The organism is Virgibacillus oceani (assembly GCF_014638995.1).
Classification (GTDB): Bacteria; Bacillota; Bacilli; order Bacillales; family Amphibacillaceae; genus Virgibacillus_E; species Virgibacillus_E oceani.
The window spans coordinates 93,944-119,590 of sequence record NZ_BMFR01000009.1; the positions used below are offsets into that span (position 1 = coordinate 93,944).

Annotated in this window: 27 protein-coding genes; 5 read left to right on the forward strand and 22 right to left on the reverse strand. The window is 36.1% G+C overall.

Features of this window, described 5'->3' with window-relative positions; genetic code table 11:
* Positions 1–78: 78 nt before the first annotated feature.
* From IEV74_RS11910 to IEV74_RS11940, 7 genes are all read right to left on the reverse strand, one after another.
* Positions 79–1,221, reverse strand: coding sequence for an acyl-CoA dehydrogenase family protein (locus IEV74_RS11910; protein WP_188455596.1), 1,143 nt, complete (start codon positions 1,219–1,221; stop codon positions 79–81).
* Positions 1,222–1,311: 90 nt separating this feature from the next.
* A complete protein-coding gene (locus tag IEV74_RS11915; RefSeq protein ID WP_188455639.1) occupies positions 1,312–1,914 on the reverse strand; it encodes a TetR/AcrR family transcriptional regulator in 603 nt (200 codons plus the stop codon).
* 178 nt (positions 1,915–2,092) lie between these two features.
* Entirely contained in the window at positions 2,093–4,540 is a 2,448-nt protein-coding gene (parC, locus tag IEV74_RS11920) for a DNA topoisomerase IV subunit A (protein ID WP_188455597.1), read from the reverse strand.
* A gap of 219 nt (positions 4,541–4,759) precedes the next feature.
* Positions 4,760–6,733: a DNA topoisomerase IV subunit B gene (gene parE, locus IEV74_RS11925; protein ID WP_373284337.1), complete on the reverse strand. Its 1,974-nt coding sequence runs from the start codon at positions 6,731–6,733 to the stop codon at positions 4,760–4,762.
* Positions 6,734–6,933: 200 nt separating this feature from the next.
* Entirely contained in the window at positions 6,934–7,356 is a 423-nt protein-coding gene (locus tag IEV74_RS11930) for a CoA-binding protein (protein ID WP_188455641.1), read from the reverse strand.
* Between the two features lie 16 nt (positions 7,357–7,372).
* The gene (locus tag IEV74_RS11935) at positions 7,373–8,899 is read right to left on the reverse strand and encodes an ABC transporter permease/substrate-binding protein (RefSeq protein WP_188455598.1); all 1,527 of its coding nucleotides are present in this window, start codon (positions 8,897–8,899) and stop codon (positions 7,373–7,375) included.
* A complete protein-coding gene (locus IEV74_RS11940; RefSeq protein WP_188455599.1) occupies positions 8,899–9,963 on the reverse strand; it encodes an ABC transporter ATP-binding protein in 1,065 nt (354 codons plus the stop codon). The genes IEV74_RS11935 and IEV74_RS11940 overlap by 1 nt, the downstream gene beginning before the upstream one ends.
* Before the next feature lie 219 nt (positions 9,964–10,182).
* On the opposite strand from IEV74_RS11940, the gene plsY reads away from it, so the two are divergent.
* The 4 genes from plsY (at position 10,183) to IEV74_RS11960 (ending at position 12,509) form a co-directional block, all read left to right on the forward strand.
* Positions 10,183–10,764: a glycerol-3-phosphate 1-O-acyltransferase PlsY gene (plsY, locus tag IEV74_RS11945; protein ID WP_188455600.1), complete on the forward strand. Its 582-nt coding sequence runs from the start codon at positions 10,183–10,185 to the stop codon at positions 10,762–10,764.
* 252 nt (positions 10,765–11,016) lie between these two features.
* Entirely contained in the window at positions 11,017–11,952 is a 936-nt protein-coding gene (folE2, locus tag IEV74_RS11950) for a GTP cyclohydrolase FolE2 (RefSeq protein ID WP_188455601.1), read from the forward strand.
* Positions 11,953–11,967: 15 nt separating this feature from the next.
* Positions 11,968–12,201, forward strand: coding sequence for a membrane protein insertion efficiency factor YidD (gene yidD, locus IEV74_RS11955; protein WP_188455602.1), 234 nt, complete (start codon positions 11,968–11,970; stop codon positions 12,199–12,201).
* 20 nt (positions 12,202–12,221) lie between these two features.
* Positions 12,222–12,509 carry a HesB/YadR/YfhF family protein gene (locus IEV74_RS11960; RefSeq protein WP_188455603.1) on the forward strand — a complete coding sequence of 96 codons (288 nt, stop codon included), beginning with the start codon at positions 12,222–12,224 and terminating at the stop codon, positions 12,507–12,509.
* 32 nt (positions 12,510–12,541) lie between these two features.
* Here the strand turns inward: IEV74_RS11960 and IEV74_RS11965 are convergent, their stop codons facing one another.
* The 7 genes from IEV74_RS11965 to IEV74_RS11995 form a co-directional block, all read right to left on the reverse strand.
* On the reverse strand, positions 12,542–12,841 hold the full coding sequence (locus IEV74_RS11965) for a hypothetical protein (RefSeq protein ID WP_188455604.1): 300 nt from the start codon (positions 12,839–12,841) through the stop codon (positions 12,542–12,544).
* Positions 12,841–13,266, reverse strand: coding sequence for an acyl-CoA thioesterase (locus IEV74_RS11970; protein WP_188455605.1), 426 nt, complete (start codon positions 13,264–13,266; stop codon positions 12,841–12,843). Before IEV74_RS11970 ends, IEV74_RS11965 begins: the two co-directional genes overlap by 1 nt.
* Before the next feature lie 135 nt (positions 13,267–13,401).
* Entirely contained in the window at positions 13,402–13,632 is a 231-nt protein-coding gene (tlp, locus tag IEV74_RS11975; RefSeq protein WP_188455606.1) for a small acid-soluble spore protein Tlp, read from the reverse strand.
* Between the two features lie 129 nt (positions 13,633–13,761).
* Entirely contained in the window at positions 13,762–13,965 is a 204-nt protein-coding gene (locus IEV74_RS11980) for an FbpB family small basic protein (protein WP_308418995.1), read from the reverse strand.
* Positions 13,961–14,563, reverse strand: a complete 603-nt coding sequence (locus tag IEV74_RS11985) for a redoxin domain-containing protein (protein ID WP_188455607.1) — start codon at positions 14,561–14,563, stop codon at positions 13,961–13,963. The genes IEV74_RS11980 and IEV74_RS11985 overlap by 5 nt, the downstream gene beginning before the upstream one ends.
* Before the next feature lie 345 nt (positions 14,564–14,908).
* Positions 14,909–17,617 (reverse strand): aconitate hydratase AcnA, encoded by a 2,709-nt coding sequence (gene acnA, locus IEV74_RS11990; RefSeq protein ID WP_188455608.1) that lies wholly within the window; start codon positions 17,615–17,617, stop codon positions 14,909–14,911.
* A 353-nt stretch (positions 17,618–17,970) separates the two neighbouring features.
* Positions 17,971–19,089, reverse strand: a complete 1,119-nt coding sequence (locus tag IEV74_RS11995; RefSeq protein WP_188455609.1) for an ATP-binding protein — start codon at positions 19,087–19,089, stop codon at positions 17,971–17,973.
* 262 nt (positions 19,090–19,351) lie between these two features.
* On the opposite strand from IEV74_RS11995, the gene IEV74_RS12000 reads away from it, so the two are divergent.
* On the forward strand, positions 19,352–19,819 hold the full coding sequence (locus tag IEV74_RS12000) for a DUF2621 domain-containing protein (protein ID WP_188455643.1): 468 nt from the start codon (positions 19,352–19,354) through the stop codon (positions 19,817–19,819).
* Positions 19,820–19,847: 28 nt separating this feature from the next.
* Here the strand turns inward: IEV74_RS12000 and IEV74_RS12005 are convergent, their stop codons facing one another.
* The 8 genes from IEV74_RS12005 to IEV74_RS12040 form a co-directional block, all read right to left on the reverse strand.
* A complete protein-coding gene (locus IEV74_RS12005) occupies positions 19,848–20,312 on the reverse strand; it encodes a CcdC family protein (RefSeq protein WP_188455610.1) in 465 nt (154 codons plus the stop codon).
* 24 nt (positions 20,313–20,336) lie between these two features.
* On the reverse strand, positions 20,337–20,723 hold the full coding sequence (locus IEV74_RS12010; protein ID WP_188455611.1) for a response regulator: 387 nt from the start codon (positions 20,721–20,723) through the stop codon (positions 20,337–20,339).
* Positions 20,724–20,746: 23 nt separating this feature from the next.
* Entirely contained in the window at positions 20,747–21,172 is a 426-nt protein-coding gene (locus IEV74_RS12015) for a Na(+)/H(+) antiporter subunit B (protein ID WP_188455612.1), read from the reverse strand.
* An 82-nt stretch (positions 21,173–21,254) separates the two neighbouring features.
* The gene (locus tag IEV74_RS12020; RefSeq protein ID WP_188455613.1) at positions 21,255–21,968 is read right to left on the reverse strand and encodes a cytochrome c biogenesis CcdA family protein; all 714 of its coding nucleotides are present in this window, start codon (positions 21,966–21,968) and stop codon (positions 21,255–21,257) included.
* A gap of 202 nt (positions 21,969–22,170) precedes the next feature.
* Positions 22,171–22,392, reverse strand: a complete 222-nt coding sequence (locus tag IEV74_RS12025) for a YneF family protein (RefSeq protein WP_188455614.1) — start codon at positions 22,390–22,392, stop codon at positions 22,171–22,173.
* A gap of 44 nt (positions 22,393–22,436) precedes the next feature.
* Entirely contained in the window at positions 22,437–22,895 is a 459-nt protein-coding gene (gene sirA / locus IEV74_RS12030; RefSeq protein ID WP_188455615.1) for a sporulation inhibitor of replication protein SirA, read from the reverse strand.
* Between the two features lie 381 nt (positions 22,896–23,276).
* The gene (tkt, locus tag IEV74_RS12035; RefSeq protein WP_188455616.1) at positions 23,277–25,283 is read right to left on the reverse strand and encodes a transketolase; all 2,007 of its coding nucleotides are present in this window, start codon (positions 25,281–25,283) and stop codon (positions 23,277–23,279) included.
* Positions 25,284–25,411: 128 nt separating this feature from the next.
* Positions 25,412–25,645, reverse strand: a complete 234-nt coding sequence (locus IEV74_RS12040; RefSeq protein ID WP_188455617.1) for a DUF896 domain-containing protein — start codon at positions 25,643–25,645, stop codon at positions 25,412–25,414.
* Between the last annotated feature and the right edge of the window lie 2 nt (positions 25,646–25,647).

A 25,647-nucleotide genomic window follows, 5' to 3' on the forward strand; every position in this document is an offset into this window, starting at 1 on the left:
CCTCATTCATTGCTTTGGAAAATAGTTAGCTAATTTTTTACAAACTACGGCATCACTTACTGATTCCAATATTTGCAATTAACATCCTAATTGTCTAGCAATTACAAGACGCTGTACTTCAGAGGTTCCCTCACCAATCTCCAATAACTTTGCATCTCTTAAATATCGTTCTACTTCATACTCACGCATGTAACCGTATCCACCATGGATTTGGATTGCTTGGTTTGCGGAGCGAAATGAAGTCTCAGTAGCAAAAAGCTTCGCATATGCAGCTTCTTTTGTAAATGGTTTGCCCTGATCTTTAAGCCATGCAGCTTTGTGTACAATGTTTCTTGCTAACTCTACTTCCATAGCCATATCAGCCAATTTAAATTGAATGGCTTGAAATTTAGAAATAGCAGTTCCAAATTGTGTTCTTTCTTTAGCATAGTTTAACGCTTTATCCAATGATGCTTGTGCGATTCCTAAACCTAATGCAGCAATTGAAATTCGTCCGCCATCAAGTGTATGCAGGAATTGTTTGAAGCCTTTATTGGGATCTCCAAGTAAATTTTTCTTTGGTACACGAACATTATCCAAAACAATTTCACAGGTGTCAGATCCGCGGACGCCCATTTTATCGTAGTTACTATTTATAGTTACACCTTCAGCATCGGTTGGGACAATGATCGCACTTATTTTGTTTTTACCGCGATCATCTTTCCCTGTAACGGCTGTAACCGTAATTGTATTTGAATAATTGGCATTTGTGATGAAACATTTTTCACCATTGATTATGTAGCTTTCTCCATCTTCAACTGCAGTTGTTCTAGTACCCCCAGCATCAGATCCTGCATTTGGCTCCGTTAATCCAAATGCCCCAAGCGTCTTACCTTGGGCAATTGGCACTAAAAATTTTTCCTTTTGCTCTTCTGTACCAAAGTAATAAATAGGGCTGGCGCCCAATGATACAGTAGCTGCATAGCTTAATCCAGTACTACCGCATACTTTGCCGATTTCCTCAACAGCTAACGCGTAGGAAAGTGTATCCCCTCCGGAACCGCCATATTGCTCTGGAAACGGAATTCCCATTAATCCAAGTTCACCCATCTGTTTAAAAATATCTTCAGGAAATTTTGCTTCTGCATCAATTTCAATCGCTCGCGGCCTAATAACATTTTTTGCAAAATCCTGAACCATATTTTTAATCATAACCTGCTCTTTTGATAATTCAAAGTCCATGTTATATCCCCCTATAAGTTAGCGAAAAGACCGACTGGTTGGTCTGTTCATTTCCTAAAAATGCAATAATTTTACTTATGAAGAAACAATTTATGTTCTTACACTATCTTTCCGAAGCATTTCTTCACTTAATACAGACCTCAAGATCAAGTCAACGAAGATATCACCAATTTCTTCAATTGATTTTGCTCCATTCTGCTTATACCACTTATATGTCCAGTTTACCATTCCTAAAATAGCCATTCCTGTAATGTCAACAGACATGTCCTGACGAAACTCACCACTTGCTTTTCCTTCTCTTATTGAATCTAAGATCAGCAGTTTAAATTTTTCACGCTTCTTCTTTACTAATTGTTCATATTGAGGCTTTAAATAAATGGTCTCCTGATAAAATACTGAAATATGCGGTTTGTACAAATCAAAAACCTTTACAAAATCTTTAATTATTGCTTGTAATTTCATTGTAGGAGAATCATAGGTTTCATTAGCAATAATTGCTTTTTCCAATACATACGAAATAAACGTATCGTGTATTACAAATAAAAGTTCATCCTTTGATTTAAAGTGATGATAAAATCCGCCTTTAGAGGTTCCTACCTTTTCTACAATTTGATTAACTGTTACACCGTGAAACCCATCTTTTTCAAACAGCAGTAAGGAAGTCTGTATAATTTTTTGCCGTAAATCCGTTATAAACCCTCCTTTCTGAAATTTAATTTAACTTTATCATATATTTCTGATTATATGAAGGGGTTTTCAGTAATTTTTGAAAGGGTTTTCATTTCGGTTTGTATAGGAATTTTACTTGTATTGAAATAGTAAATAAACACCTGTTTAGGAATCTTCCTAAACAGGTGCTTATTTATTTCGATCATTCCGAGTCATTAAATGGCTTCTCATAATTTGCATTTTTCCATACTTCTGCAACTTCACCTTGATTATCGGAATCAATAACAAATGATCCATTACTGTAGCGATCACTAGTTGATAGTTCTAATGGGAAAATACTATGCAATTCACCTTTTCCTGTCTTAAAACAAATCGTGTCATTTTCATTAACAACATAAAACCCCTTAACACGATGCGGCTTGCTTTTTAATTCCCGCAGCATTAACAATCCACGCTTGGCGCGAGTTGTTTTCTCAAATTCATTTAACTTCATTCGTTTACAAGCGCCACGCTGCGTTACTAAAACAAGTGATGGCTGTGACAAATCATCAAAAACTTGACCATTTGCAACGTACTCTTTTTCTTTTAATTGTATTGCTTTAACTCCTGCAGCCCGCTGACCAACCGGGGATACTTCGGATTCATGATACCATAGCCCATACCCTTTATTAGTAGCAATGAAAATATCTGAATGGCCATTTGTCTGATAAACATTTACTAACTCGTCATTGCCTTTTAAGTTCAATGCTACAAGCGCCTTCGAATATCGCTGTGCTTCATATAGCTTTAATTCGCTGCGTTTTACCATCCCGTTTTTCGTGAAAAACACAAGAAAGTTATCATTAGAGAATTCCCGGACAGGTACACATTGGATAATACGTTCATCTTTGTCTATCGGGACAATATTGGATATATGCTGACCAATATCTTTCCAACGTATATCTGGGATCTCATGAATTGGGATATAGATATATTTTCCCTTAGATGTGAAAATGAGCATCTTATCAGTTGTATTCAATTCTATCTGTCCAACAAGATGATCCTCTTCCTTGATGGCTAAATCTTCTCCATTTGAGGCAGCATATGAACGAAGGCTGGTACGTTTAAGATAACCATCCCTCGTTACTGTAACTAGTACATCTTCACTAGCTACCATAACCTCAATATTAATTTTCAATTCTTCAATTTTATCTTCTATCACGGTTCTTCGCTTATCTGCATATGTTTTTTTCAAATGTTTAAGATCACGTTTAATTGATTGCAGCAATTTTTTTTCACTGGCTAAAATTGCCTCTAACTCACTTATTTTCTTTCGTAACGCATCAGCTTCTTTTTCTAATGAGGTAATATCCGTATTTGTTAACCGATATAGTTGAAGCGTTACGATTGCCTCCGCTTGTGCCTCTGAAAAACCATAAGCAGCAATAATACGTCTCTTAGCATCCTGTTTATCTTTAGAAGCGCGAATCGTGGCAATAAGTTCATCTAAAATTGAAATTGCTTTGATTAGACCTTCAACAATATGTGCTCGTTCATTTGCTTTTTTCAATTCAAAAGCAGTTTGTCTTGTTACAACATCCTTTTGATGTAAGATGTACGCATCAAGCATTTGAGGCAATGATAAAAGTTTAGGTGTTTTGCCTTGAATAGCTACCATATTAAAATGATAGGTTATCTGCAAGTCAGTATTCTTGTACAAATAGTTTAAAACACCATCACTGTTGGCATCCTTTTTTAATTCAATTACAATTCTTAATCCTGTTCGATCTGTTTCGTCTCTGACTTCGGCAATTCCTTCTACTTTTCGGTCAAGCCTTAATTCATCAATTTTTTTTACCATATTTGCTTTATTAACTTCGTATGGTATTTCGTCGATAACAATTTGTTCGCGATTGCCTCTTACGGATTCAACGGTTGCCTTTCCACGAACAATAACTTTCCCTTTTCCAGTCTCATACGCTTTTTTAATGCCTTCTACACCTTGTATAATTCCTCCTGTAGGAAAATCTGGTCCCTTGATAACCTCCATTAGTTCATCCACCGAAACAGATGGCTTATCAATTTTCTTAATTACGGCATCTATAACCTCGGCTAAGTTATGCGGAGGAATGTCCGTAGCGTATCCAGACGATATACCGGTAGATCCATTGACCAATAGATTAGGGAACTTCGCAGGCAAAACTACCGGTTCAGAAATTGTATCATCAAAATTAGGAATAAAATCGACTGTTTGTTTATCGATATCTCGAAGCAATTCGGAAGCAATGCTTGACAATCTTGCTTCCGTATAACGCATAGCAGCAGGTGGATCTCCATCAATACTACCGTTATTACCGTGCATTTCGACTAATACGTTACGCACCTTCCAATCCTGACTAAGGCGTACCATTGCCTCATATACAGACGAATCACCATGCGGATGAAAGTTTCCGATAACGGTACCCACTGTTTTTGCTGATTTACGAAAATTTTTGTCATGTGTATTCTTTTCTTCGTGCATTGCATATAAAATTCTTCTTTGAACTGGTTTTAGCCCATCCCTTGCATCTGGTAATGCACGATCCTGAATTATATATTTACTGTACCTTCCAAATCTGTCACCAATTACTTCTTCTAATGGAAGGTCCAAATATTTCTCCGGTTGTGACAAAACAACCCCCCCTTAATTTCCTTTTTAGTATAGTGGTTTATTATACAACTGTTTTTCTGTCAAATTTTGTTTCAGTAGCATCTCTCCAATGTCCTAGCGGCGTATAGACTACTTTTACTCTATTCTGATAGCCCTAATGCCATGGAGGGGCTTTCTTTTATCCCGTGAAAAAAGAGAGCATTCCAATAGCCAAATTAAAAGTGGCTGCCGTTATGGAACTTAGGTATGAATTTTATCATTTTCTAGAATACTAGCATCATCATCCATACTGAACTGGACATTACCCTCTATCCATTTTCTTCTTGGTTCAACCTTATCACCCATTAACGTTGTAACACGTCGCTCTGCACGAGCAAGATCCTCCAGTGTTACACGAATCAATGTTCTTGTATCTGGATTCATTGTTGTTTCCCACAGCTGATCCGCATTCATTTCACCAAGACCTTTATAGCGCTGGATTGTATAGCCGTTTTTAAATTCTTTCAATGCTTCTTTCATTTCACTGTCTTCCCAAGCATACACAATCTTTTCATTTTTCCCTTTTCCCTTAGAGATTTTATATAAAGGAGGCAATGCAATATAAACTTTACCTGCTTCAACTAGCGAACGCATATAACGATAGAAGAATGTTAGTAAAAGCACTTGAATATGGGCTCCATCTGTATCAGCATCCGTCATTATAATAATTTTATCGTATTGCACATCATCTAAATCGAAATCACCACCAACTCCAGCGCCAATAGTGTGAATAATAGTTGAAATTTCTTCATTTTTGAATACATCCTCAAGCTTTGCTTTTTCGGTATTAATAACTTTTCCCCGCAGCGGCAGAACAGCCTGAAATTTACGGTCACGGCCTTGCTTAGCTGATCCTCCTGCTGAATCACCCTCAACTAAATATAATTCGTTCTTCTGCGGGTTTTTAGACTGTGCTGGTGTAAGTTTACCGCTTAATAACGTATCTTTCCGACGTTTTTTCTTGCCGGACCTTGCATCTTCCCGTGCTTTTCTAGCTGCCTCTCTGGCCTCTTTAGCTTTGATTGCTTTCCGAATTAACAAGCTGGAAATATCAGGGTTCTCCTCTAAAAAGTATGAAAGCTTTTCGGAGACAACTGAATCAACAGCTGATCTCGCTTCTGAAGTACCTAATTTGCCCTTTGTTTGCCCTTCAAACTGTAATATTTCTTCAGGTATTCGAACAGATACGATTGACGTAAAGCCTTCTCTAATATCTGTCCCTTCTAAATTTTTGTCTTTTTCTTTTAAAAGTGCGGTTTTTCGTGCATACTCGTTTATTATTCGAGTTATTGCTGTTCTGGCTCCCGATTCATGGGTTCCCCCATCACGTGTGCGAACATGGTTAACGAACGAGAGCATACTTTCTGCATAACCATCATTAAATTGAAAAGCAAAATCAACCTCAATGTTCTGTTGTTGACCTTCAAATGACACTACGGGATGCAATGTATCCTTTTCTTCATTCAAGTAAGACACAAATGATTCCAAGCCATCAGGAAATTGATAAACTTCCTTTAAATTCTCCCGTACATCTACAAGCTCGATTTTTAACCCTTTTAGCAGAAATGCTGCCTCGCGCAGACGTTCTGACAGTGTTTCGAAATTAAAAACGGTTGCTGTAAAGATTGTTTCATCTGGTTTAAAATGAATGACCGATCCACTTTTTCTAGTAGAACCTCTTTTCTCCAGCATTCCAACAGGCTTTCCGCCATTCTCAAAGCGCTGATAATATGTATGCCCATCTCGAAAAGTTGTTACTTCTAACCATTCAGATAATGCATTAACTACAGAGGCACCCACACCGTGCAGGCCACCACTTGTTTTATAGCCACCCTGTCCGAATTTTCCACCAGCGTGCAATACAGTAAAAATAACTTCAATTGTTGGTCTTCCTGTGCTGTGCATTCCAGCTGGTAAACCACGACCACTATCTTCAACGGAGATACTATTATCTTTATGTATTGTCACTTTAATAAAATCGCCATAACCTGCTAAGGCTTCATCGACGGCATTATCGACAATTTCAAAAACTAAATGGTGCAATCCTCTTAAGTCAGTACTTCCGATATACATACCAGGTCTTTTCCTAACAGCGTCAAGGCCTTCTAAAACTTGAATCGAATCATCGGTATATTGCAGCGATTGTTTAGTCAATCCGCCATCTTCTCCTTTCACATTACATATTCTCTTTTTATGATAATAGAACACTTGTTTGAATTTGTAAAATATTGCCCTCTGGAATAACCAATTTGCCTCTTATCATTTAACATGATTATTAGTATACTACAAGTAATTTCTGCTTGTATAGCCAACATATTAATTTGCCATAATCACTCCATGAAAAAGGATGACTGTAATAGCCACCCTTTTTCAAATTATTTTCCTATTAACACTGAATGAGCTACTTTAATACACATATCCATTATCACAGTAAATTCCCGCTCCTTAAGGTATTCAAATGCTTCCTGATTTGCTACACCTTGCTGAGCCCAGAAGACCTTCGCATCTATTTCCACTGCTTCCCGTGCAATTCCTGGTAAAAATTCTGAACGTCTAAAAATATTGATTATATCAATATTCTCTTTTATATTTGCAAGTGAAGCATAGACCTTCTCTCCCAATACCTCACCCTTCAGCTTTGGATTTACAGGAATAATCTTATATCCAGCTTCTTGCATTGCTTTTGAAACTTGATAAGATGTCCGCTCTGGATCATCTGATAAGCCGACAACAGCAATGGACTTAGCATTTTGTAATATTTCTTTTATTGTTTTATTTGATGGATTTTCTATAGTTATTTTAAACACCCCTTCACTATTTATCGAGTAATCCTTGTTCAACTAAATAATCTCTAGCAACTCTTTCTGGTGATTGATCTTTATAATCGACTTGATAATTCATGTACCTCATTTGATCATCTGTTATTTTACCACCTAGCTGATTTAAAATATCCTCAATTTCAGGATACTTTACCAATGTTTCCTCTCTCATTAGTGGTGCCCCCTGATAAGGAGGAAATAAGTTTTTCGGATCGTCTAAAGTGACTAAATCTAATTCTATCATATAACTATCAGTAGCATAAGCGTCAATGATATCAACATCGCCATTTGCTATTGCCCCTTGACGAATTCCCGGTTCCATTGTTTTAACATTTTTGAAATCTAAATTATATATTTCCTGCATTCCAACATAGCCATCATAACGATCATTGAATTCAAGCGTAAAGCCAGCAGTTATTGCGTCCTCTACACTATTTAAGTCATTAATAGTTTTTAACTTATACTTGTCCGCAAATTCCTTCGTTGTAGCAACAGCGTATGTGTTATTAAATTTCATAGGTGATAAAAATGCCATATTATATTTTTCCTGCATTCCTTTTTTTGCCTGTTTGTATACCTCGGCAGAATCATTACTTTGTGCCTTTTGTTCCATGTGCGTAACAATTGCGGTTCCGGTAAATTCCGGGTAAATATCAATACTGCCATTTTGTAGGGCTGAAAATACAAACGCAGTCTTTCCTAAGCCCGGTTTTAATGTCACTTCCAAATCTGTTTGTTCCTCAATTAATAACTTGTACATATTAATTAATATTGCTGGTTCAGAGCCAAGCTTTGCTCCAATAACTAAGTCAGCTTTTTTATCGGAATTAAATAATAAAGGCGACGCAACAATTAGGACAGCAATGACCATCATGGCAATAAATGATTTAAATCCAGCACGCTTGGAAATTCGTTCAAAACCACGTAAAATCATATCCAAAATAATTGCCAGCAACGCGGCAGGAATCGCTCCTAACAGAATTAAGTTTAAATCCGCACCACGGTCAAGTCCCAATAAAATTAGTTCACCTAAACCGCCAGCGCCAATGAGAGCGGCTATTGTTGTCGTACCTACAATTAAAACCATCGATGTGCGTATTCCAGCCATAATTACTGGCATAGCAATTGGCAATTCAACTTTTGTTAACCGCTTAAACGAATTCATTCCCATTCCAGTTGCCGCCTCTTTTAGTGCCGGATCTACCTCTTTAATACTTGTATAGGTATTTCTTAAAATAGGCAATAAACCGTAAGCGGTAAGTGCAATTATTGCTGGTGTAGTTCCAATACCAAAAAATGGTATAAGGAACGCCAATACCGCAAGACTTGGAATTGTCTGCATAATAGCTGATAGTCCAATTATCGGTTCCGCAACTCGCTTATATCTTGTTAAAATTATCCCCAATGGGACAGCAATCACTATTGCAATAATTAATGAAATTAATGATACCTGTAAATGTTCCCAAATCGTTTCAAATAATACATCCTGTCGTTTTTGAAAAACGGAGATAAATTCGCCCATCATTGAATCACCCCGTTTTCTACTTTTGTCCTGCTTTTTAAATAGGCAACAATGTCTTTATATGTTAGTATTCCCAATAGTTTTCCGTCCTTTAATACAGGAAAGATTTCTTGGTCACTCGATTGGATTAATTCTGTAGCTTTATATAATGGCATATCATTCTGAAGCGTTTTGACACTATATAGCTCACCGTTTTTTACAAAGCCTGCAAAAAGATCATTTTCCTCTTTAACAACGTATACTTCAGTTTCAAGGTACTCGTTATGATCGAATTGTTTTTTAGTAATGATATTTTTAAACGATTGATTTGCAATTACGTCTACTGCCGTTTGCCACGGAGATTTTCTTTCACCAATAAAGTCCCTAACAAATTGGTTTGCCGGATGCAGAATTAATTGCTGCGGTGAATCAATTTGAACGATTTCCCCGGCCTTCATTAGGCATACTCTGTCACCTATTGCCATTGCTTCATCCATATCATGCGTTACAAAGACGATTGTTTTTTTAATCTCCTTTTGTAATGACCGAATATCATGTTGAAGTTGTTCCCTGCTTATTGGATCAAGAGCACTAAACGGTTCGTCCATTAAGATAAAATCAGGATCTGAAGCAAGAGCACGTATGACTCCAATCCGCTGCTGCTGTCCGCCTGATAATTCATTAGGCATTCGTTTTTTGTATGTTGAAGGGTCAAGCCCAACCATATCGAGTAATTCATTGCTCCTTTCTCTTATTTTTTTCCGATTCCATTTTTTCATTTCTGGTACAATGGCAATATTTTCTTCAATTGTCATGTGTGGAAATAACGCTATTTCCTGTAATACATACCCAATATTCCAACGCAATTCATGAATATTAAAACTATTTATGTCTTTGTTATTTATGTATATTGACCCTTCAGAAGGTTCAATTAGTCGGTTAATCATTTTCATTGTGGTAGTTTTTCCGCAGCCACTTGGCCCAATTAATGTTACAAGTTCTCCCTTATTTATTTTAAGAGAAAAATTATGTAACGCCTCGGTTCCATCTGAATAAACCTTTCGAACATTCTTAAATTCAATCATTGACCTCTTCCTTCGTAGTAGATTCCCAATTATGGGTATACCTGTTATAACATAAATAGAATTACCCGTATAACGCGAATTAAAAACATTGATATTTAGGTTCTTTCTACTAGAACTTCGTGATAAAATAAATCAGAGGGCTATTTTCCAGCCACCAAATATACAATTGATTATACATATATCAAAAGTTTAACACCCAATAGGAAAGAAGGAAATTAAATGGATTATATTTTATTTGCTATTATTGCATATGTACTAGGTTCTATACCATCAGCTCTGATAGTTGGAAAAATAGGCTTTAAAATAGACATTCGCGAACATGGGAGCGGGAATCTAGGTGCAACAAACACGTTTCGGGTATTAGGAATTAAAGCAGGTATTATCGTAACGGTGGCAGATATATTAAAAGGAACTATCGCAACACTTCTGCCTTCGTTATTTGACGCAGATGTTTATCGGCTAATCATTGGTCTATTTGCTGTTTTAGGACATACATATCCGCTTTTTGCAAAATTTAAAGGCGGCAAAGCTGTTGCAACTTCAGGAGGAATTATTTTAGGTGTCAATCCATTATTATTTGTCATTATGATTGCCACATTTATCCTATCATTGTATCTATCAAAATATGTCTCGCTTTCATCTATGATTACGGGTGTTGTTTCTGCGATTGTAGCGATTCTTTTTAAAGATACCGGCCTTATAATTGTTATATCCGTATTAACCATTTTCGTTTTCTATCGTCATAAAGAAAACATAAAACGTATTAAAAATGGCACAGAACCGAAAATAAAATGGATGTAATGTCATTATTGGAAGCGGGTGTTCTGGTGAATAAGATCAAATAAACATGGGTAAAGTGTTCCAAGTTCCCATTGTTACAATTAGAACCCCCTAAAGTCATAGTCGTGTATAACCTTTTCGAATAATATATAATTAATTACAAAAAACCTAGTTACTAGGTTTTTTTGCTGTGATCATAAAACCAATCAATTGAATAATAAGACCGATTTCAGTATACTTTGAAGTAGTCATGAGCAGAGAGGGGACACCGTTATGGATAAGATTAAAACATTCCCAAAAAAACAATTACCAAACAAAGCACAACGACATAAATTATTTGGATCAGTGGAGCCGGGGCCAAAAACAAAACCAAGTGAAAAAAGTAAAATGGCTGATCTGCAAAACACAAGAAAAGACTTTTTATTCGATCTCGATGCCGTTGGAATTGCTAATGTAAAACACCCAATCAGTGTTAAAAGCAACCTGATTCCTGCTACACAAACGAGCATCGGTACATTCCAATTTTCTTCAAGCATTGAGAAAGCAAGCAAAGGCACAAATATGAGCCGTTTTACGGAGCAATTGACTTTGTATCACGAAACAGGTTTTACAGCAGATATTAAAACACTTAAAGAATTTACAAAGGAATTAGCTGATCGCTTAAAACAAAAGGATGCAAAATTAACTGTTTCATTCCCCTGGTTCTTTGAACGACGAGGTCCACAATCAGGGCTTGCGGGAATGAATCATGCTGACGCGTCAATCACAGTTTCTTATGATCAATTAAAAGGTTATAACGTAACTGCATCACTATCTGCTTTAATTACAACACTGTGCCCTTGTTCAAAAGAAATCAGCGAATATAGTGCACACAATCAACGTGGAAATGTTTCGATGGAAATTAAACTCACAGATGATTTTGATGAAGAAAAAGCAGATTGGAAAGAATCTTTACTGGAAGCTGCTGAGAGTAACGCCAGTGCTAGAATTCATCCTGTACTAAAACGTCCCGATGAAAAAATGGTAACTGAACAAGCCTATGAAAATCCTCGTTTTGTAGAAGATATGGTTCGTCTTGTTGCAGCTGATTTGTATGAAATGCCCTTTGCAGAAAAATTTAAAGTGACATGCCGAAATGAAGAATCCATTCATATGCATGATGCAATAGCTTCTGTTACGTATGATAAAACCAATGATAATACACTTTAAAAGAGGAAAATACGTATGAAATATCTGTTCATTGCAGTTATTACATTTTACCGTAAAGCAATAAGCCCTTTCAAACCGCCAATGTGCCGGTTTTATCCAACTTGTTCGGAATATGGCTTAGAAGCATTCAAACGTTTTGGTGCTATTAAGGGAGCTTATTTGACCATAAAACGTATTGCAAAGTGTCACCCGCTTCATCCCGGCGGTATCGACCTAGTCCCTGAAAAGAAAGAGAAAAAACATAGGTAGAAAAAAGGAGATGACATGTTTTGAACATTTATGTAACCGAAGAAGCTGCAAGATGGTACAAAGAAGAACTGGATATCCAAAAAACTGCACACATACGTTTCTACGTAAGATACGGCGGTTTTGGCGGATTAGTACCTGGCTTTTCATTGGGAGTTTCCCTTGATTCGCCACATGAAATTCATACTGCTTACGAAACCGAAAATATGACATTTTATGTAGAAGCAAAAGACGCTTGGTATTTTGAGGGTAAAGACTTAAAAGTAGAAGTTGATAAAAAACTGAATGAACCCGTATTTACCTATATTTAATCATTAAAAAAGGCGTTGTTTTAACGCCTTTTTTATAATTTAAAATGCTTTATTTGATCCCATTTTTGCTCATTTACCAATATTCGTTTCTGAGTTTCACCAAATAAATCGTAATGCGGATAGTTTGGGTAATGATCAATCCATTCTTTTTTTAAGCCATATTGTTTGCCCCATGCAGCCAATTTATCAACGTTCTGACAGCCTACCTTTGTAACAGTATTGCAGTCAGGAAATCTCGGATCAATCCAGTAATGTGTAAGAAATGCTATATTTCCTAAATTAACGTCTTGCTTCCATCTCCTTAGTTCTTGGCGTGTTATCCCAAATGCCATTATGCTTCCCCGTTAATCTGATTCATATATGCTTCATGCCAATCCGGAAAAGTTCGCCGCAATGATAATGGCCGGAAACTATCCTTTTTTACAATCACATGCTGTGTAGATCCGCTGACTGCCATTTCCCCTGCTTCATTTGTAATCGTATAACCATAGTTTGTCCGTATGCCATCATACTTTTCTATCCACGTTTCTACAAATGCTTTTTCTCCATAATGAATTGGCTTTTTAAATGAAATTTGCGCATCAACAACCGGTGAAACCACATCAAACTTTTCCATGTCTGCGTATTTGAAACCAAGATGTTCAATGAGTTTCGTTCTTCCTATCTCAAACCACACTAAATAATTTGCATGATAGACAACACCCATCTGATCTGTTTCCTGATATCTTACTTCTATTGGTGTACGAACCTTATCCAATTGTATTCCTCCTCTTAACACGTACCTATCGTATCTATTTTATCATAAGCGACATATGTTATAAGGTACTTTGCCTAAGTATAACGAAAAGCCTCAAATCTTGGGATTTGAGGCAATCGGAACATTAACTATAATTTATCCATTATGATTTGATTCGTCTTTAATTTCCTGTCGCATACCTTCAATTGCTTCCTCACGCCGTGTGTTTTTTGCTTCAATTTTTTCCTTATCTTCACCGGAAGAAAATTGCATCGTATCATGTGCCTTTTCTATATTTTGAGCTGTGTCCTGTACCATGTTCTGAAGCTTTTCAACATTATCACTTCGGTCATCCGGTTTTGGTTTATTTGGATAATTCTCTGTCATATATATACTCCTTTCTATATTAGTCATCACTATTTTTTACAGAAGTAAACATCCTATACGTAAGCCAAACAAAAAAAGAGCCCCTTCCGTCCGTACGATATTTAGACGAAAAAGCCCTAAATCATTAGATTATCTGCTGGTCTTTTTTAATGTTTGATTTCGTTTTGATTCTAAATTTTGCTCAATCTTATCTAATAGTGTTTGATCCTGCAATATTTGCTTACGATTTTCCCTAACTAATTCATCAAATGAAAGCCTGCGTTTTAAAGAAATAGTAATCCACTCCTTTTTAAAAGCAGTATTACCATATCTTCTAAATTTTATAAATCTAATTTAAAGAATGCATCATCTCGACCATATAATCGTATGTCATTGGCCCAACTTTCCGAGGTTGTTGTATTTTACCATTAGTGCCTATAAAATATGTTGTTGGAATAGGTGCAATTTCATACGCATCGCTAACCTCAGAATCTTTGTCTAATAAAATCGGGTACGTATAATCGTACTGTTCAATAAAACTTGAAACATTTTTTTCATTTTTTTCAGATCCCGTTAAATTAACTGCAAGAATTTCAACTTCATCTTTATATTCTTCATAGAACCTTTGCATTTCAGGCATTTCAACTTTACATGGCGGACACCACGTTGCCCAAAAATTCAATATAACTTTTTTCCCCTGTAAATCAGACAATTTCACTGTATCACCAGCGAGTGTTTCAAGCTCAAAATCCGGAGCCAAATTCCCTGGTTCAATTCCAGATTTACCAGGGGGAACTATAGCAGCACCTTCAGCACCAGTATCTCCACTGACATTTACCGATTTTGATTCTTCCTCTTCAGCTGATTTTTCCTTATTTAAATCAATTAAGTTAATGATAACAGCCCCTGCCAAAACAACAATAACTGCTATACCAAGAATTCTTTTAGCCATTGTGACTCTCCTTAATTAAAAATTCGTTTTATTTTTAAATATATTGCAAAATTAGCTTGTCCATTTAAAGACAATACAAACTATTCTATGTCAGCATGTTAATTCATATTAATTTTATTAAAAATATGCTACGAATAATTCCAGTTTATAACAAAATGTATTACACAAGAATAATATTACATATATTTAGCGAGAATCAAATGATATTAGGCTTAATTTTATAGTATGCATGATCACAATATTTGTAAAGTAAATCCGTTTAAATTCAAAAATTAGTCATTTTAACAAAATTAAAGACCTTACATTAGATAATGTAAGGTCTTTAAAGTAGAGATTTTCATGTAATTATGCTTCAAGCTTATTACGCAATACCATTTGTAAGATACCACCATGGCGATAATAATCGATCTCTACTTCACTATCAAAACGTGCAATAGCTTTGAATTCTGTAGTTTTTCCTTCCTCGTCTACAGCTGTAACTTTTACAAGGTCATGTGGTTTAACACTTTCGTCAATTTCTATGTTAAACGATTCTTTACCAGTTAATCCAAGTTTTTCAGCATTTTCACCTTTTTCAAATTGTAATGGTAAAACACCCATCATTACTAAATTAGAACGGTGAATACGTTCAAAGCTTTCAGCAATAACTGTTTTAATTCCTAGCAGGTTTGTACCTTTAGCGGCCCAGTCACGAGAAGAACCCATTCCGTAATCTTTACCACCCATAACAATTAAACCAGTACCATCTTGCTGATATTTCATTGCTGCATCATAGATTGGCATAACTTCATCAGTTGGCCAGTAAGTTGTATAGCCACCTTCTGTTCCAGGTGCTAGAAGGTTACGGATACGAATGTTTGCAAAAGTACCACGCATCATCACTTCATGGTTACCACGACGTGAACCATATGAGTTGAAGTTTCTCGGTGACACATTTTTAGCCTGTAAATATTGTCCTGCCGGCATATCTTTTGCTATTGCTCCAGCTGGAGAAATATGGTCGGTCGTAACAGAATCACCAAATTTACCGATTGCACGCAGGTTATTTAATGGTGTTACAGTGCCTGCTTCTTTAGATAATCCTTCAAAGAATGGAGGATTTTGAATATAAGTCGATTCATCATCCCATTTAAATAGTGGTTCATCTGTTGTATCGATTTCGTTCCATTTTTCATTTGAGTTAAATACATTTTCATACTCTTTACGGAAAATTTCTGGAGTAACAACACGTTGTACTTGTTCTTTAATTTCATCCATTGTTGGCCAGATATCTTTCATATAAATCGCATTTCCGTCTTTATCTTTACCAAGAGCCTCAGTCGTTAAGTCGATATCTACTGTTCCTGCTAACGCATATGCAACAACCAATGGTGGAGATGCTAGATAGTTAGCCTTAACAAGTGGGTGAATACGACCTTCAAAGTTACGGTTACCAGATAGAACGGAAGAAACAGTTAAATCATTTTTGGATATTGCTTCTTCTATTTCTTCACGTAATGGACCAGAGTTACCGATACATGTTGTACAACCATAGCCAACTAAATTGAAGCCTAATTGATCAAGGTATTGCTGTAATCCGGAATCGCTTAGATAACGTGTTACAACTTTAGAACCTGGCGCTAATGATGTCTTAACATACTCAGGTACTACCAATCCTTTTTCAACAGCTTTTTTAGCAACTAATCCTGCACCAAGCATTACGTATGGGTTTGATGTATTTGTACAAGATGTAATTGCCGCAATTGCAAGTGCACCTGTCTTCATTACAGAGGTTTTACCATTTGTATGTTCAATAGTAACTTCTTTATTAAACTCAGATTTATCCAATCCTAAACCTTGGTTTCCTGCTGGTGCTGTAACAGCTTTATTAAACTCTTTTTTCATATTTGATAAAGCAATTAAATCTTGTGGACGCTTAGGACCTGATAGGTTTGGTTCCAATTCTGAAAGATTAATTTCAACTAACTGTGTATATTCAGGATCCGCTTGATCTGATGAATACCATAGATCATTCTCTTTACAATATTTTTCTACTAAAGCAATATGATCTTCACTGCGTCCAGTTAGACGCAAGTAGTTAAGTGATTCATTATCTACTGGGAAGAACCCACATGTTGCACCATATTCTGGAGCCATGTTTGATATTGTCGCACGATCCGCAAGTGGCATATCTTTTAGCCCTGGACCGAAGTACTCAACAAATTTACCAACCACGTTTTGTTCACGAAGAACTTGTGTAACCTTTAATGCTAAATCTGTAGCGGTAGTTCCTTGTGGAAAGCTTCCAGTAAATTTAACACCGATTACTTCTGGTGCAGGGAAATATGATGGCTGTCCTAGCATTCCTGCCTCAGCTTCAATACCACCAACGCCCCATCCAAGTACACCTAGACCATTAATCATCGTTGTATGTGAGTCAGTACCTACTAATGTGTCCGGGAATGCATCATAGCTTCCGTCTTCATTTTCTAAACCGTGAACAACGTTTGCAATGTATTCTAAGTTTACCTGGTGAACGATACCAGTTGCAGGTGGAACTGCACGGTAATTTTCAAATGCTTTTTGCGCCCAATTAAGAAATTCATAACGCTCCGCATTTCTTTCAAATTCCAGTTCCATATTTGCTTTAAGCGCGTTTGGACTTCCATATTGATCAACCTGAACAGAGTGGTCTATTACTAGGTCAACTGGAACTTCAGGATTGATTTTGTCTGGTTCTCCTCCCATATCAACCATAGCCTTCCGTAATGAAGCCAGGTCAACAACTGCAGGAACACCTGTGAAATCTTGCAAAATTACGCGAGAAGGCTTAAAAGGTACGTCTACACCTTCACCGTCTTTTGTTCCCCAGTTCGTCAATCCTTTTACATGTTCATCTTTAATTACTCGACCATCGTGTTGGCGAATTAGTGATTCAAGCAAAACACGGATGGAAAATGGTAAACGCGATACATTGCCCTGGCCATTTTCTTCAAGCTTTTTTAATTGATAATAATTATACGTCTTGCCATTTAGTTCAAATTGCTTTTTCGCATCAAACGTATTAGTTGCCATGTAAGTCTTACCCCTTTCAGTCATACTGATATGGTCTATACTTCGACCTTCCCAAAAAGTTCGAAATTTAGACATAAAATTTCCCTTTACCTATTTATCTTAAAGGAAATCAATCTATAAAACAATTATTTAAGGACCTGTCAACCTATATTAAAAACTTATTTAAAGCGATAACTATTACTTATACATAAAACCAAATCAAAAAAATGGAGGTTATACATAGAATAACCCAAGCATAGGGTCCTGATCCCGGCATAAAACAAAAAGGACACTCCATATTTATTTATCTATGGTCAGTGCCCTGAAATCCTTTGAATCTATCAAGAATATAAAATAAAATATTATAAAGATTATTATTCCGTATGTTCCTTAACTCTTATTCTAAAGGTACTTCCCTTGATTTCGTTTTTGATGATTTCAAGCTTTGCTTCATGTTTCTCCAAGATTTGATTCGTGATCATAAGCCCCAACCCAGTTCCATTTTGTTTTGTTGTAAAGAAAGGTTCGCCAAGCTTATGTATTATCTCCTCTGGTATACCTGGGCCTTCATCAATGAAATCAATGATTACTTGTGCAGCATTTTGGTGCACTTTTAATTCAATCTTTCCCCCCTCATCCATTGCTTCTGTTGCATTTTTTAACAAATTAATAAAAACCTGTTTTATTTGCGAACGATCGCAATATATGGATGGATAGACCTTCTGTTTCCATTCGATGTCTATATTCTTGAGTCTTGCTTGTGGGTTTAATAAAGCAATTACATCATGAATCATATCGTCTACTCGCTCAACTCGTTTATTATCTGTCATAGGTTTCGAGACAAACAGCAATTCAGATGTAATGGTTTCCATTTTTTCAATCTCGTCAATCATAATCTTATAATATTCTTCTTTTCTATTAACTCCAGCTTGTAATAACTGCAAAAAACCTTTAATGGATGTTAATGGATTGCGTATCTCATGTGCAATACCTGCCGCCAACTGACCTGCAATCGACATCTTTTCAGATCTAATCATCATTTCTTCTGCCTCTTTTTTATCTGAGATATCTTTTATCGTCGAGATAAAATAACTGTCATCACTATTTTCATCTTTTATTTTAGCGATAATACACTCTGTCCATATGTACTTTCCACTTTTATTACGGATGTTTATGTTGAATGTTTGACCTATACTTGTATGATTATCAAAATGTGACTTTATGTAGGAGACATCATCAGGTGATATTTTTTCATACCATAAAGACCCACGTAAATCAGTAGTACTGTATCCAAACAATCGTTCAATTGACTTTGAAATAAAACAAACTTTTCCATTTTCATCCCATACTGTGATTAAATCATTGCTGTTCTTTTCAATCCAATCAAGCATGAACTTCGGTAACCCTGTAACGTTTTCGAAAAACTGTTCTGTGATTTTCTTATCTTTTGTACCAACTTTTTTACTGTCAATCTCGTTTAATTCACGCTTCATCACATTGCCCCCTATCGCAAAAAACAACAAAAACATTGCTTAAATATTGCTTTTAATACTTATATGCACTAAGTTAGTATAATATGACGCTTGTATCTAACAATAGCTCCCATTATAATTGTATTATCGTGAAAATAATTAATAAATCTTATCCAATTATTTGTAATGTTACTATAAACGACGATAAAAATAAATCTTTTGTACTGTTTACATGAAATATTCTATCAATTTTAATCGTTTCATTAGGGAAAAAGGTGATTATATGTCAGCAATTGTCGATTACTTAATCGTATTATGGGGAATTTTGCTAATTAGTTTAATGTCAATTGGCGGATTCTTTATGTTTCGCAAGTTTCTAAAACGCTTGCCCAAGGAAGATGGAAAGTCAACACTTGATTGGGAAGAATATTACATGGAGAAAACGAGACACATGTGGAAAGATGATGAAAAAAAATTATTGGAAGAGCTTGTATCCCCTGTACCTGAATTGTTTAGAGATGTGGCGAGACAAAAAATCGCTAGTAAAATAGGTGAGGTCGCTTTAAATAAAAAACAAAGGACGATTACACAAGATATACTGATAGAAGGTTATATAATTGCGACACCAAAACGCGATCACAAGTTTTTAAGAAAGAAGTTACGTGAAAAGGAAATTGATGTAACGCCATATGAGTCCTTATTCGAGCTCTCACCTGATACCTACAGAAATTTAAAAAAGCGATCACAGTAAAGTGATTGCTTTTTTAAATTCGAGCAGTTTACGTTAATTGCTTCTCTAGCTTTTTAAATTTAAATAACATCGCAACTCTCCATGTAACAATCATCCCAAACGCGAGCAAGAAAAACATTCCGCTTGTTTCACCTAAGGAAATCGTGTTACCAATTGCTAACTTAATCAGAATTCTTATTAATAACAAACCAAATAAGATAAACACAAATGACTTCGACGGAATTAAATAGATGTCTTGCTCTTTTATTTCGAACTTAGATGTTCTAATAAGAAAAAATGAGAACACAACTCCTACAACTAATGCCTCGATTATCTCCTGGCCATTTAAACGGAACTGCGGAAATAAAAACATAAGTGCACCAGTACTCATAAATATAGGCGGTAATATAATTTTCTTTACAGTTGCGGGTTTTTTAGCCGCCTTTAACCGTACGAAAATCATTAAGATAGCCATACAAGCAGCACCAATTGTACTTGCTATTACCCAAAACATGCTATATCAACTCTTTCTAAGAAGCTAAAGCTTTGTACCTGAATGTTCTATTTTATGTAATACTCGATTTATTGTTTCTAATACTCGATTTTCATCAAAAGGTTTAACGATAAAATCTTTTGCACCAAGCTCAATCGCTTCTACAACAACTTTCTGCTGTCCCATAGCCGAACACACAACAATTGTCGCTTTTTCATCATACTTCATAATCTCCTTAATCGCATCAATACCATTCATGACTGGCATGGTAATATCCATCGTTACTAAATCCGGTTTTACTTGTTGATAAAGTTCTGCAGCTTCTGCCCCATCTTTTGCTTCCCCAATAATTTCATGGTTTTCTCTTTTTAGTATTGAAGCTAATGTAACCCTCATGAATTTAGCATCATCGACTACAAGTATCTTCGCCATTCTATTATTTCCCCCAATAATAGTTACTGATCATTCGCAATGGATAAAATGATCGTCATCGTTACACCCAAAACTGTTACATATACACCAATATCAAAAAGCATTGCAGTTGCTAGTTCAATTTCACCAAAGATAGGTAATGTGAAATAGCCGAACGTATGTGATAAAAATGGGACGTCAAAAATAAACGAACCTGCACCCGTTCCTACTGCTATGAGCAACCCAATTGGTATTAATGTCCGAAAGTTAATAGGCAATATTTTTTTAACAGTTTCTATTCCATAAGACATATACATTAATACAAAAGCCGAAGCAGTCATTAAACCGCCTACAAACCCTCCACCTGGCGAGTTATGTCCGGCCATCAGCAAATAAATAGCAAACCCCAGCAATATAAAGGCAATCAGTGATGTTGTTGTCCGCAGAATCAGGTCATTTGGTTTGTACATGTAAATGTGTTCCCCTTTTTCGATTTGTTTACTAAATATATTAATACAAAAGTTTTAAAAAATCTAATGTAACTGCCTTAAACTAAAAGCCCTGGAACCCAAACCAGCTCGCTAAGAAAGATGTAAGTTTAGTCATCCAATCAAAAAATAATGCTATACCCATAAAAATCATGATATAGCCACCTATTTTAACTAGAAGTGGACTATGGCGTTTGATCCATGTAAGCTTTCCTATGAAGAACGACAAAATTAAAAATGGCAATGAGAATCCTAGAATGTAACTAATCATCATTATCATTCCAAGTTCGGGCTGAGTAGCCGCTAGAGACCATACAATTCCAAGTATAGGACCTGTACAGGGCGTCCATCCTAAGGAAAATGCCATACCAATTAGAAATGAACCAAAAAAACCTGCTGGACGATTTTTAAATGTGATTTTTTTATCTTTCATTAGAAATTTAAAATTAAATATTCCTACAATAACTAAACCAAAAAAGATAATTACAATAGCACCAATTTGTCTGATGATTTCTTGATAGGTTTTTAAAAATTCAGCCACAAAAGAAGTAGTAAACCCAAACATAATAAAAATACTGGAGAATCCTATCAAAAAGAAAATGGTATGCAAAATACTTTTAATATTAAACATTTTATTTTCATCTTTTATTTCACTAACACTCATGCCAGTTATGTACGATAGAAAGGCAGGATACAGCGGGAGTACGCAAGGTGAGATAAACGATAAAAAACCTGCACCAAATGCGATAAATATATTTATATCAGCTACTTCAGTCATTTTCACCCTCCTAAAAAGCATTTGCTCTATCCATTTTAACAGATTAAACCGTACAAAAAAGCAAATGAATTTGACAATTATCCAAACCTTTCCTATCGGGGCAGGAATTAGTCAGAAACAGTTTGAAATACCCCTTATTACCTGTTGGTAGCAAGGGGCATGTGCAATGGTTTTACATTACCTTATTTATGTTAAATAAGTGCTATTTATTTTGTTGATTATTCATTGCACGCATCATTTGATTGATTTTCTTCTGAGATGGCTTTTGTCCCATTTGCATCATTAGTGTACGAAGCATCTGCTCATTAATAGGTGGGTTTTTCTTTAGATAGCTCATCATATACTTTCTAGCAATGAAAAAGCCTAGAGCAACTCCGGCAATAAGAGCGAGTATTGCTATTAATACGACCCAAATCACGTCCATTCAAGCTTTCCTCCTTCATGTTGTCTCTAATACAGTATAGTAAATCAAAGATAAGAATACAATACTTCTTGATTGATGTGTACTCTTTCTTTTGTTACTGGTGAAATCCAGCCATAGTCTTCCATATCATTTCCCATTATAAACAAAAACGGATGGAAAGAACGTAATGCCGGAAACAATAACTTTTCTGCATCATGCAACATTTCACAACGAAAGTTTAAATGTTTTTTGTGTATATGTAAAGAAATATAGTGTTTATCATTAAATAATTCGAGAAAATTTCCTTGTAAATTAGTAGTAACACTAGATTGGTGATAGTCTTTTATGTGGGTTATCAAAGCTGCTTGAGGAAAAGTATTTGTGATGAAATGATATTGTTTGGCTAAATCGGCTCTATCTGAGTTCAGACGATATTCTTTCATAAATCGATATAATATATCCCTCTTATGGAAATAACGATATGCAAATTCTTCTTTAATCCAATAAATTGAATAATTACCCACTATCAACCGCCTCCCTTTGTATTCTATTATACGTATTCTAGTTAAAAACATTGTCATATTACGCTGAAAATCTGCACTAGTTTTGTCGTTTTGCAAGAACAAAATCGCAAGTGCCCGTATAGCGACGTGTTGACTGTGCCTCGTCATACGGTGTGGTTCAGTGTTGCCAAGAAAGCAGTGGTTTTAGCCGAACATCCTTCGCAGGGGATAAAGGAAACTCGGGTGAGCATAAGCGAATTGATGTTGACCTTATTGTACGGAGGCATCGGTCAGTCCATCACAGCTTTAGCGCTGTAGCTGGGTGTGGCCCACCATGTTGTTAGTTAAATAGAGCCATAAAAAAGAAAGTGGCTGCAAGATTGTGCCACTTTCCAAGTATTATTATTTATTTAATAATTTTTCAACATGCTTAACGACATTTTCAACCGTAAAGCCATATTCTTCAATTACTTTTTCTCCTTTTGCAGATGCGCCAAATGTATCAATTCCAATGACTGAACCTTGGTCACCTACATACCGTTCCCAACCAAAGGAAGAACCCATCTCAATCCCAACACGAGCTTTCACGTTTGGAGGAATAACTTCATTTTTGTATGCTTCATCCTGTTCATTGAAACGATCCCAAGAAGGCATACTTACAACACTTACGTCAACGCCTTTTTCTTTTAAAGCATTTTTAGCTGAGACGGCCAATTGAACCTCAGAACCAGTAGCAAGCAATAAAGCATCTGGTACGTTTTTATCAGCCTTGCTAATTACGTAGGCACCTTTTTTAACACCTTCATATGCATGTTCTTTTGTACTTTCTAGTGTTGGCAATCCTTGTCTTGTTAGTACGAGTGCTGTTGGCTGATTTTTTGATTCAACTGCTAATCTCCATGCCGCTTGTGTTTCATTACCATCTGCTGGGCGAATTAGTGATAAACCTGGCATTGCACGGAACGCAGCTAATTGTTCAACAGGCTCATGTGTTGGTCCATCTTCACCTACTGCAATAGAATCATGTGTAAACACATACGTTACAGGTGTTTTCATAATAGAAGAAAGTCTTACAGCTGGACGCAGGTAATCACTGAATACAAAGAATGTACCAGCATATACTTTTAGTCCCCCGTGTAATGCCATTCCATTCAATGCAGCAGCCATTGCATGTTCGCGCACTCCAAACCAAATGTTACGTCCTGCATAGTTTGCACGTGAGAAATCTGCTTCATCTTTTATAGAAGTTTTATTTGAACCTGCTAAATCAGCACTTCCTCCAAAGAAATATGGAACAGCTTTTGCAATCGCATTTAGTACATCACCGGATGAAGCTCTTGTTGCAAGTTTATCCTTTTCCGGCTCGTATACTGGTAAGTCTTGCTCCCAATTTTCAGGAAGATCACCGTTCATTGCTAATTCCAATTCACTTGCTAATTTAGGATATTGTGCTTTGTATTTGTTGAATAATTTGTTCCAATTTTCTTCAGATCTAGCACCATTCTTGCCAATCTTTTCATTGAAATCTGCATAAACTTCTTCAGGAACATTAAAATCCTCATGTTCCCATTTATAGTATTCTTTCGTTAGCTTTACTTCGTCAGATCCAAGTGGAGCACCATGTGATGCTGCAGAATTTGATTTATTCGGTGAACCGTATCCAATGATTGTTTTAATTTCAATCAATGTTGGCTGATCCGTATTTTCTTGTGCCTGTTTAATAGCGGCTCGCAATGCTTCTAGATCATTTCCATCTTCAACTCGGATAACTTCCCAGCCATATGCTTTAAAGCGTTGTTCTGTATTATCGGAAAAGGATCGATTTAGTTCACCGTCCAATGAAATATCATTAGAATCATATAATGCGATTAATTTGCCTAACCCCAGATGTCCGGCAAGTGATGCGGATTCGTGTGAGATACCTTCCATTAAATCTCCATCACTGACAAGTGCGTATGTGTAGTGATCAATAATAGAATAATTCTCTTTATTATATGTTGCCGCAAGATGTGCTTCTGCCATTGCCATCCCCACAGACATTGCAACCCCTTGCCCCAATGGCCCTGTAGTTGCTTCTACACCGTCTGTGTGGTGCACTTCGGGATGCCCGGGTGTTTTAGAATTCCATTGACGAAAATCCTTTAAATCATCAATAGTTACATCATATCCCGATAAATGCAGCAATCCGTATAAAAGCATTGAACCATGACCGGCAGATAGTACAAAACGGTCACGGTTAAACCATTTTGAATTTTTCGGATTATGATTCATAAAATCGGTCCAAAGTGTATATGCCATTGGAGCTGCACCCATAGGCAAACCAGGATGACCAGAATTTGCATGTTCAATTGCATCAATTGCTAGTGTTCGAATTGTGTTGATCGATAATTGCTCTGTGTTTTTTGACATGTGAGTTCCCCTTTCGAATTAAAAGGATTATTTTATCCCTTATCATTCTATAATGAATTATAGACTGTAACAAGTGAAATCTTATTTTCAGCTTACCCAGCCATGCAGCAGTATCTTCGCTAATTGAATTAATTATTTTTTCCCTTGCCTTGCAGATCCTTCACTTTTTGAGGTGTAACATCATTTCCCTCATGGTCGACAACTGTCATCGATTTAAATTGATTTTTAAATGAGCTGCGTACATTTTGCAGATATTCCTGCCTAAGCTCTTTTTGCTCTTTCTTCTCATCCTCTGTTAATCCAATTGTCTTCGATTTCTGAGAAAGTTTATTTATGCGTTCCAATTTTTCTTTAGATATCATAG

Coding starts and splice junctions, on each gene's coding strand:
- IEV74_RS11910 (WP_188455596.1), bottom strand. CDS start 1,221: ATGGACTTTGAATTATCAAAAGAGCAGGTTATGATTAAAAATATGGTT.
- IEV74_RS11935 (WP_188455598.1), bottom strand. CDS start 8,899: ATGGGCGAATTTATCTCCGTTTTTCAAAAACGACAGGATGTATTATTT.
- IEV74_RS11940 (WP_188455599.1), bottom strand. CDS start 9,963: ATGATTGAATTTAAGAATGTTCGAAAGGTTTATTCAGATGGAACCGAG.
- plsY (WP_188455600.1), top strand. CDS start 10,183: ATGGATTATATTTTATTTGCTATTATTGCATATGTACTAGGTTCTATA.
- folE2 (WP_188455601.1), top strand. CDS start 11,017: ATGGATAAGATTAAAACATTCCCAAAAAAACAATTACCAAACAAAGCA.
- yidD (WP_188455602.1), top strand. CDS start 11,968: ATGAAATATCTGTTCATTGCAGTTATTACATTTTACCGTAAAGCAATA.
- IEV74_RS11965 (WP_188455604.1), bottom strand. CDS start 12,841: ATGGCATTTGGGATAACACGCCAAGAACTAAGGAGATGGAAGCAAGAC.
- tlp (WP_188455606.1), bottom strand. CDS start 13,632: ATGACAGAGAATTATCCAAATAAACCAAAACCGGATGACCGAAGTGAT.
- IEV74_RS11985 (WP_188455607.1), bottom strand. CDS start 14,563: ATGGCTAAAAGAATTCTTGGTATAGCAGTTATTGTTGTTTTGGCAGGG.
- acnA (WP_188455608.1), bottom strand. CDS start 17,617: ATGGCAACTAATACGTTTGATGCGAAAAAGCAATTTGAACTAAATGGC.
- IEV74_RS11995 (WP_188455609.1), bottom strand. CDS start 19,089: ATGAAGCGTGAATTAAACGAGATTGACAGTAAAAAAGTTGGTACAAAA.
- IEV74_RS12000 (WP_188455643.1), top strand. CDS start 19,352: ATGTCAGCAATTGTCGATTACTTAATCGTATTATGGGGAATTTTGCTA.
- IEV74_RS12005 (WP_188455610.1), bottom strand. CDS start 20,312: ATGTTTTGGGTAATAGCAAGTACAATTGGTGCTGCTTGTATGGCTATC.
- IEV74_RS12010 (WP_188455611.1), bottom strand. CDS start 20,723: ATGGCGAAGATACTTGTAGTCGATGATGCTAAATTCATGAGGGTTACA.
- IEV74_RS12015 (WP_188455612.1), bottom strand. CDS start 21,172: ATGTACAAACCAAATGACCTGATTCTGCGGACAACAACATCACTGATT.
- IEV74_RS12020 (WP_188455613.1), bottom strand. CDS start 21,968: ATGACTGAAGTAGCTGATATAAATATATTTATCGCATTTGGTGCAGGT.
- IEV74_RS12025 (WP_188455614.1), bottom strand. CDS start 22,392: ATGGACGTGATTTGGGTCGTATTAATAGCAATACTCGCTCTTATTGCC.
- tkt (WP_188455616.1), bottom strand. CDS start 25,283: ATGTCAAAAAACACAGAGCAATTATCGATCAACACAATTCGAACACTA.
- IEV74_RS12040 (WP_188455617.1), bottom strand. CDS start 25,645: ATGATATCTAAAGAAAAATTGGAACGCATAAATAAACTTTCTCAGAAA.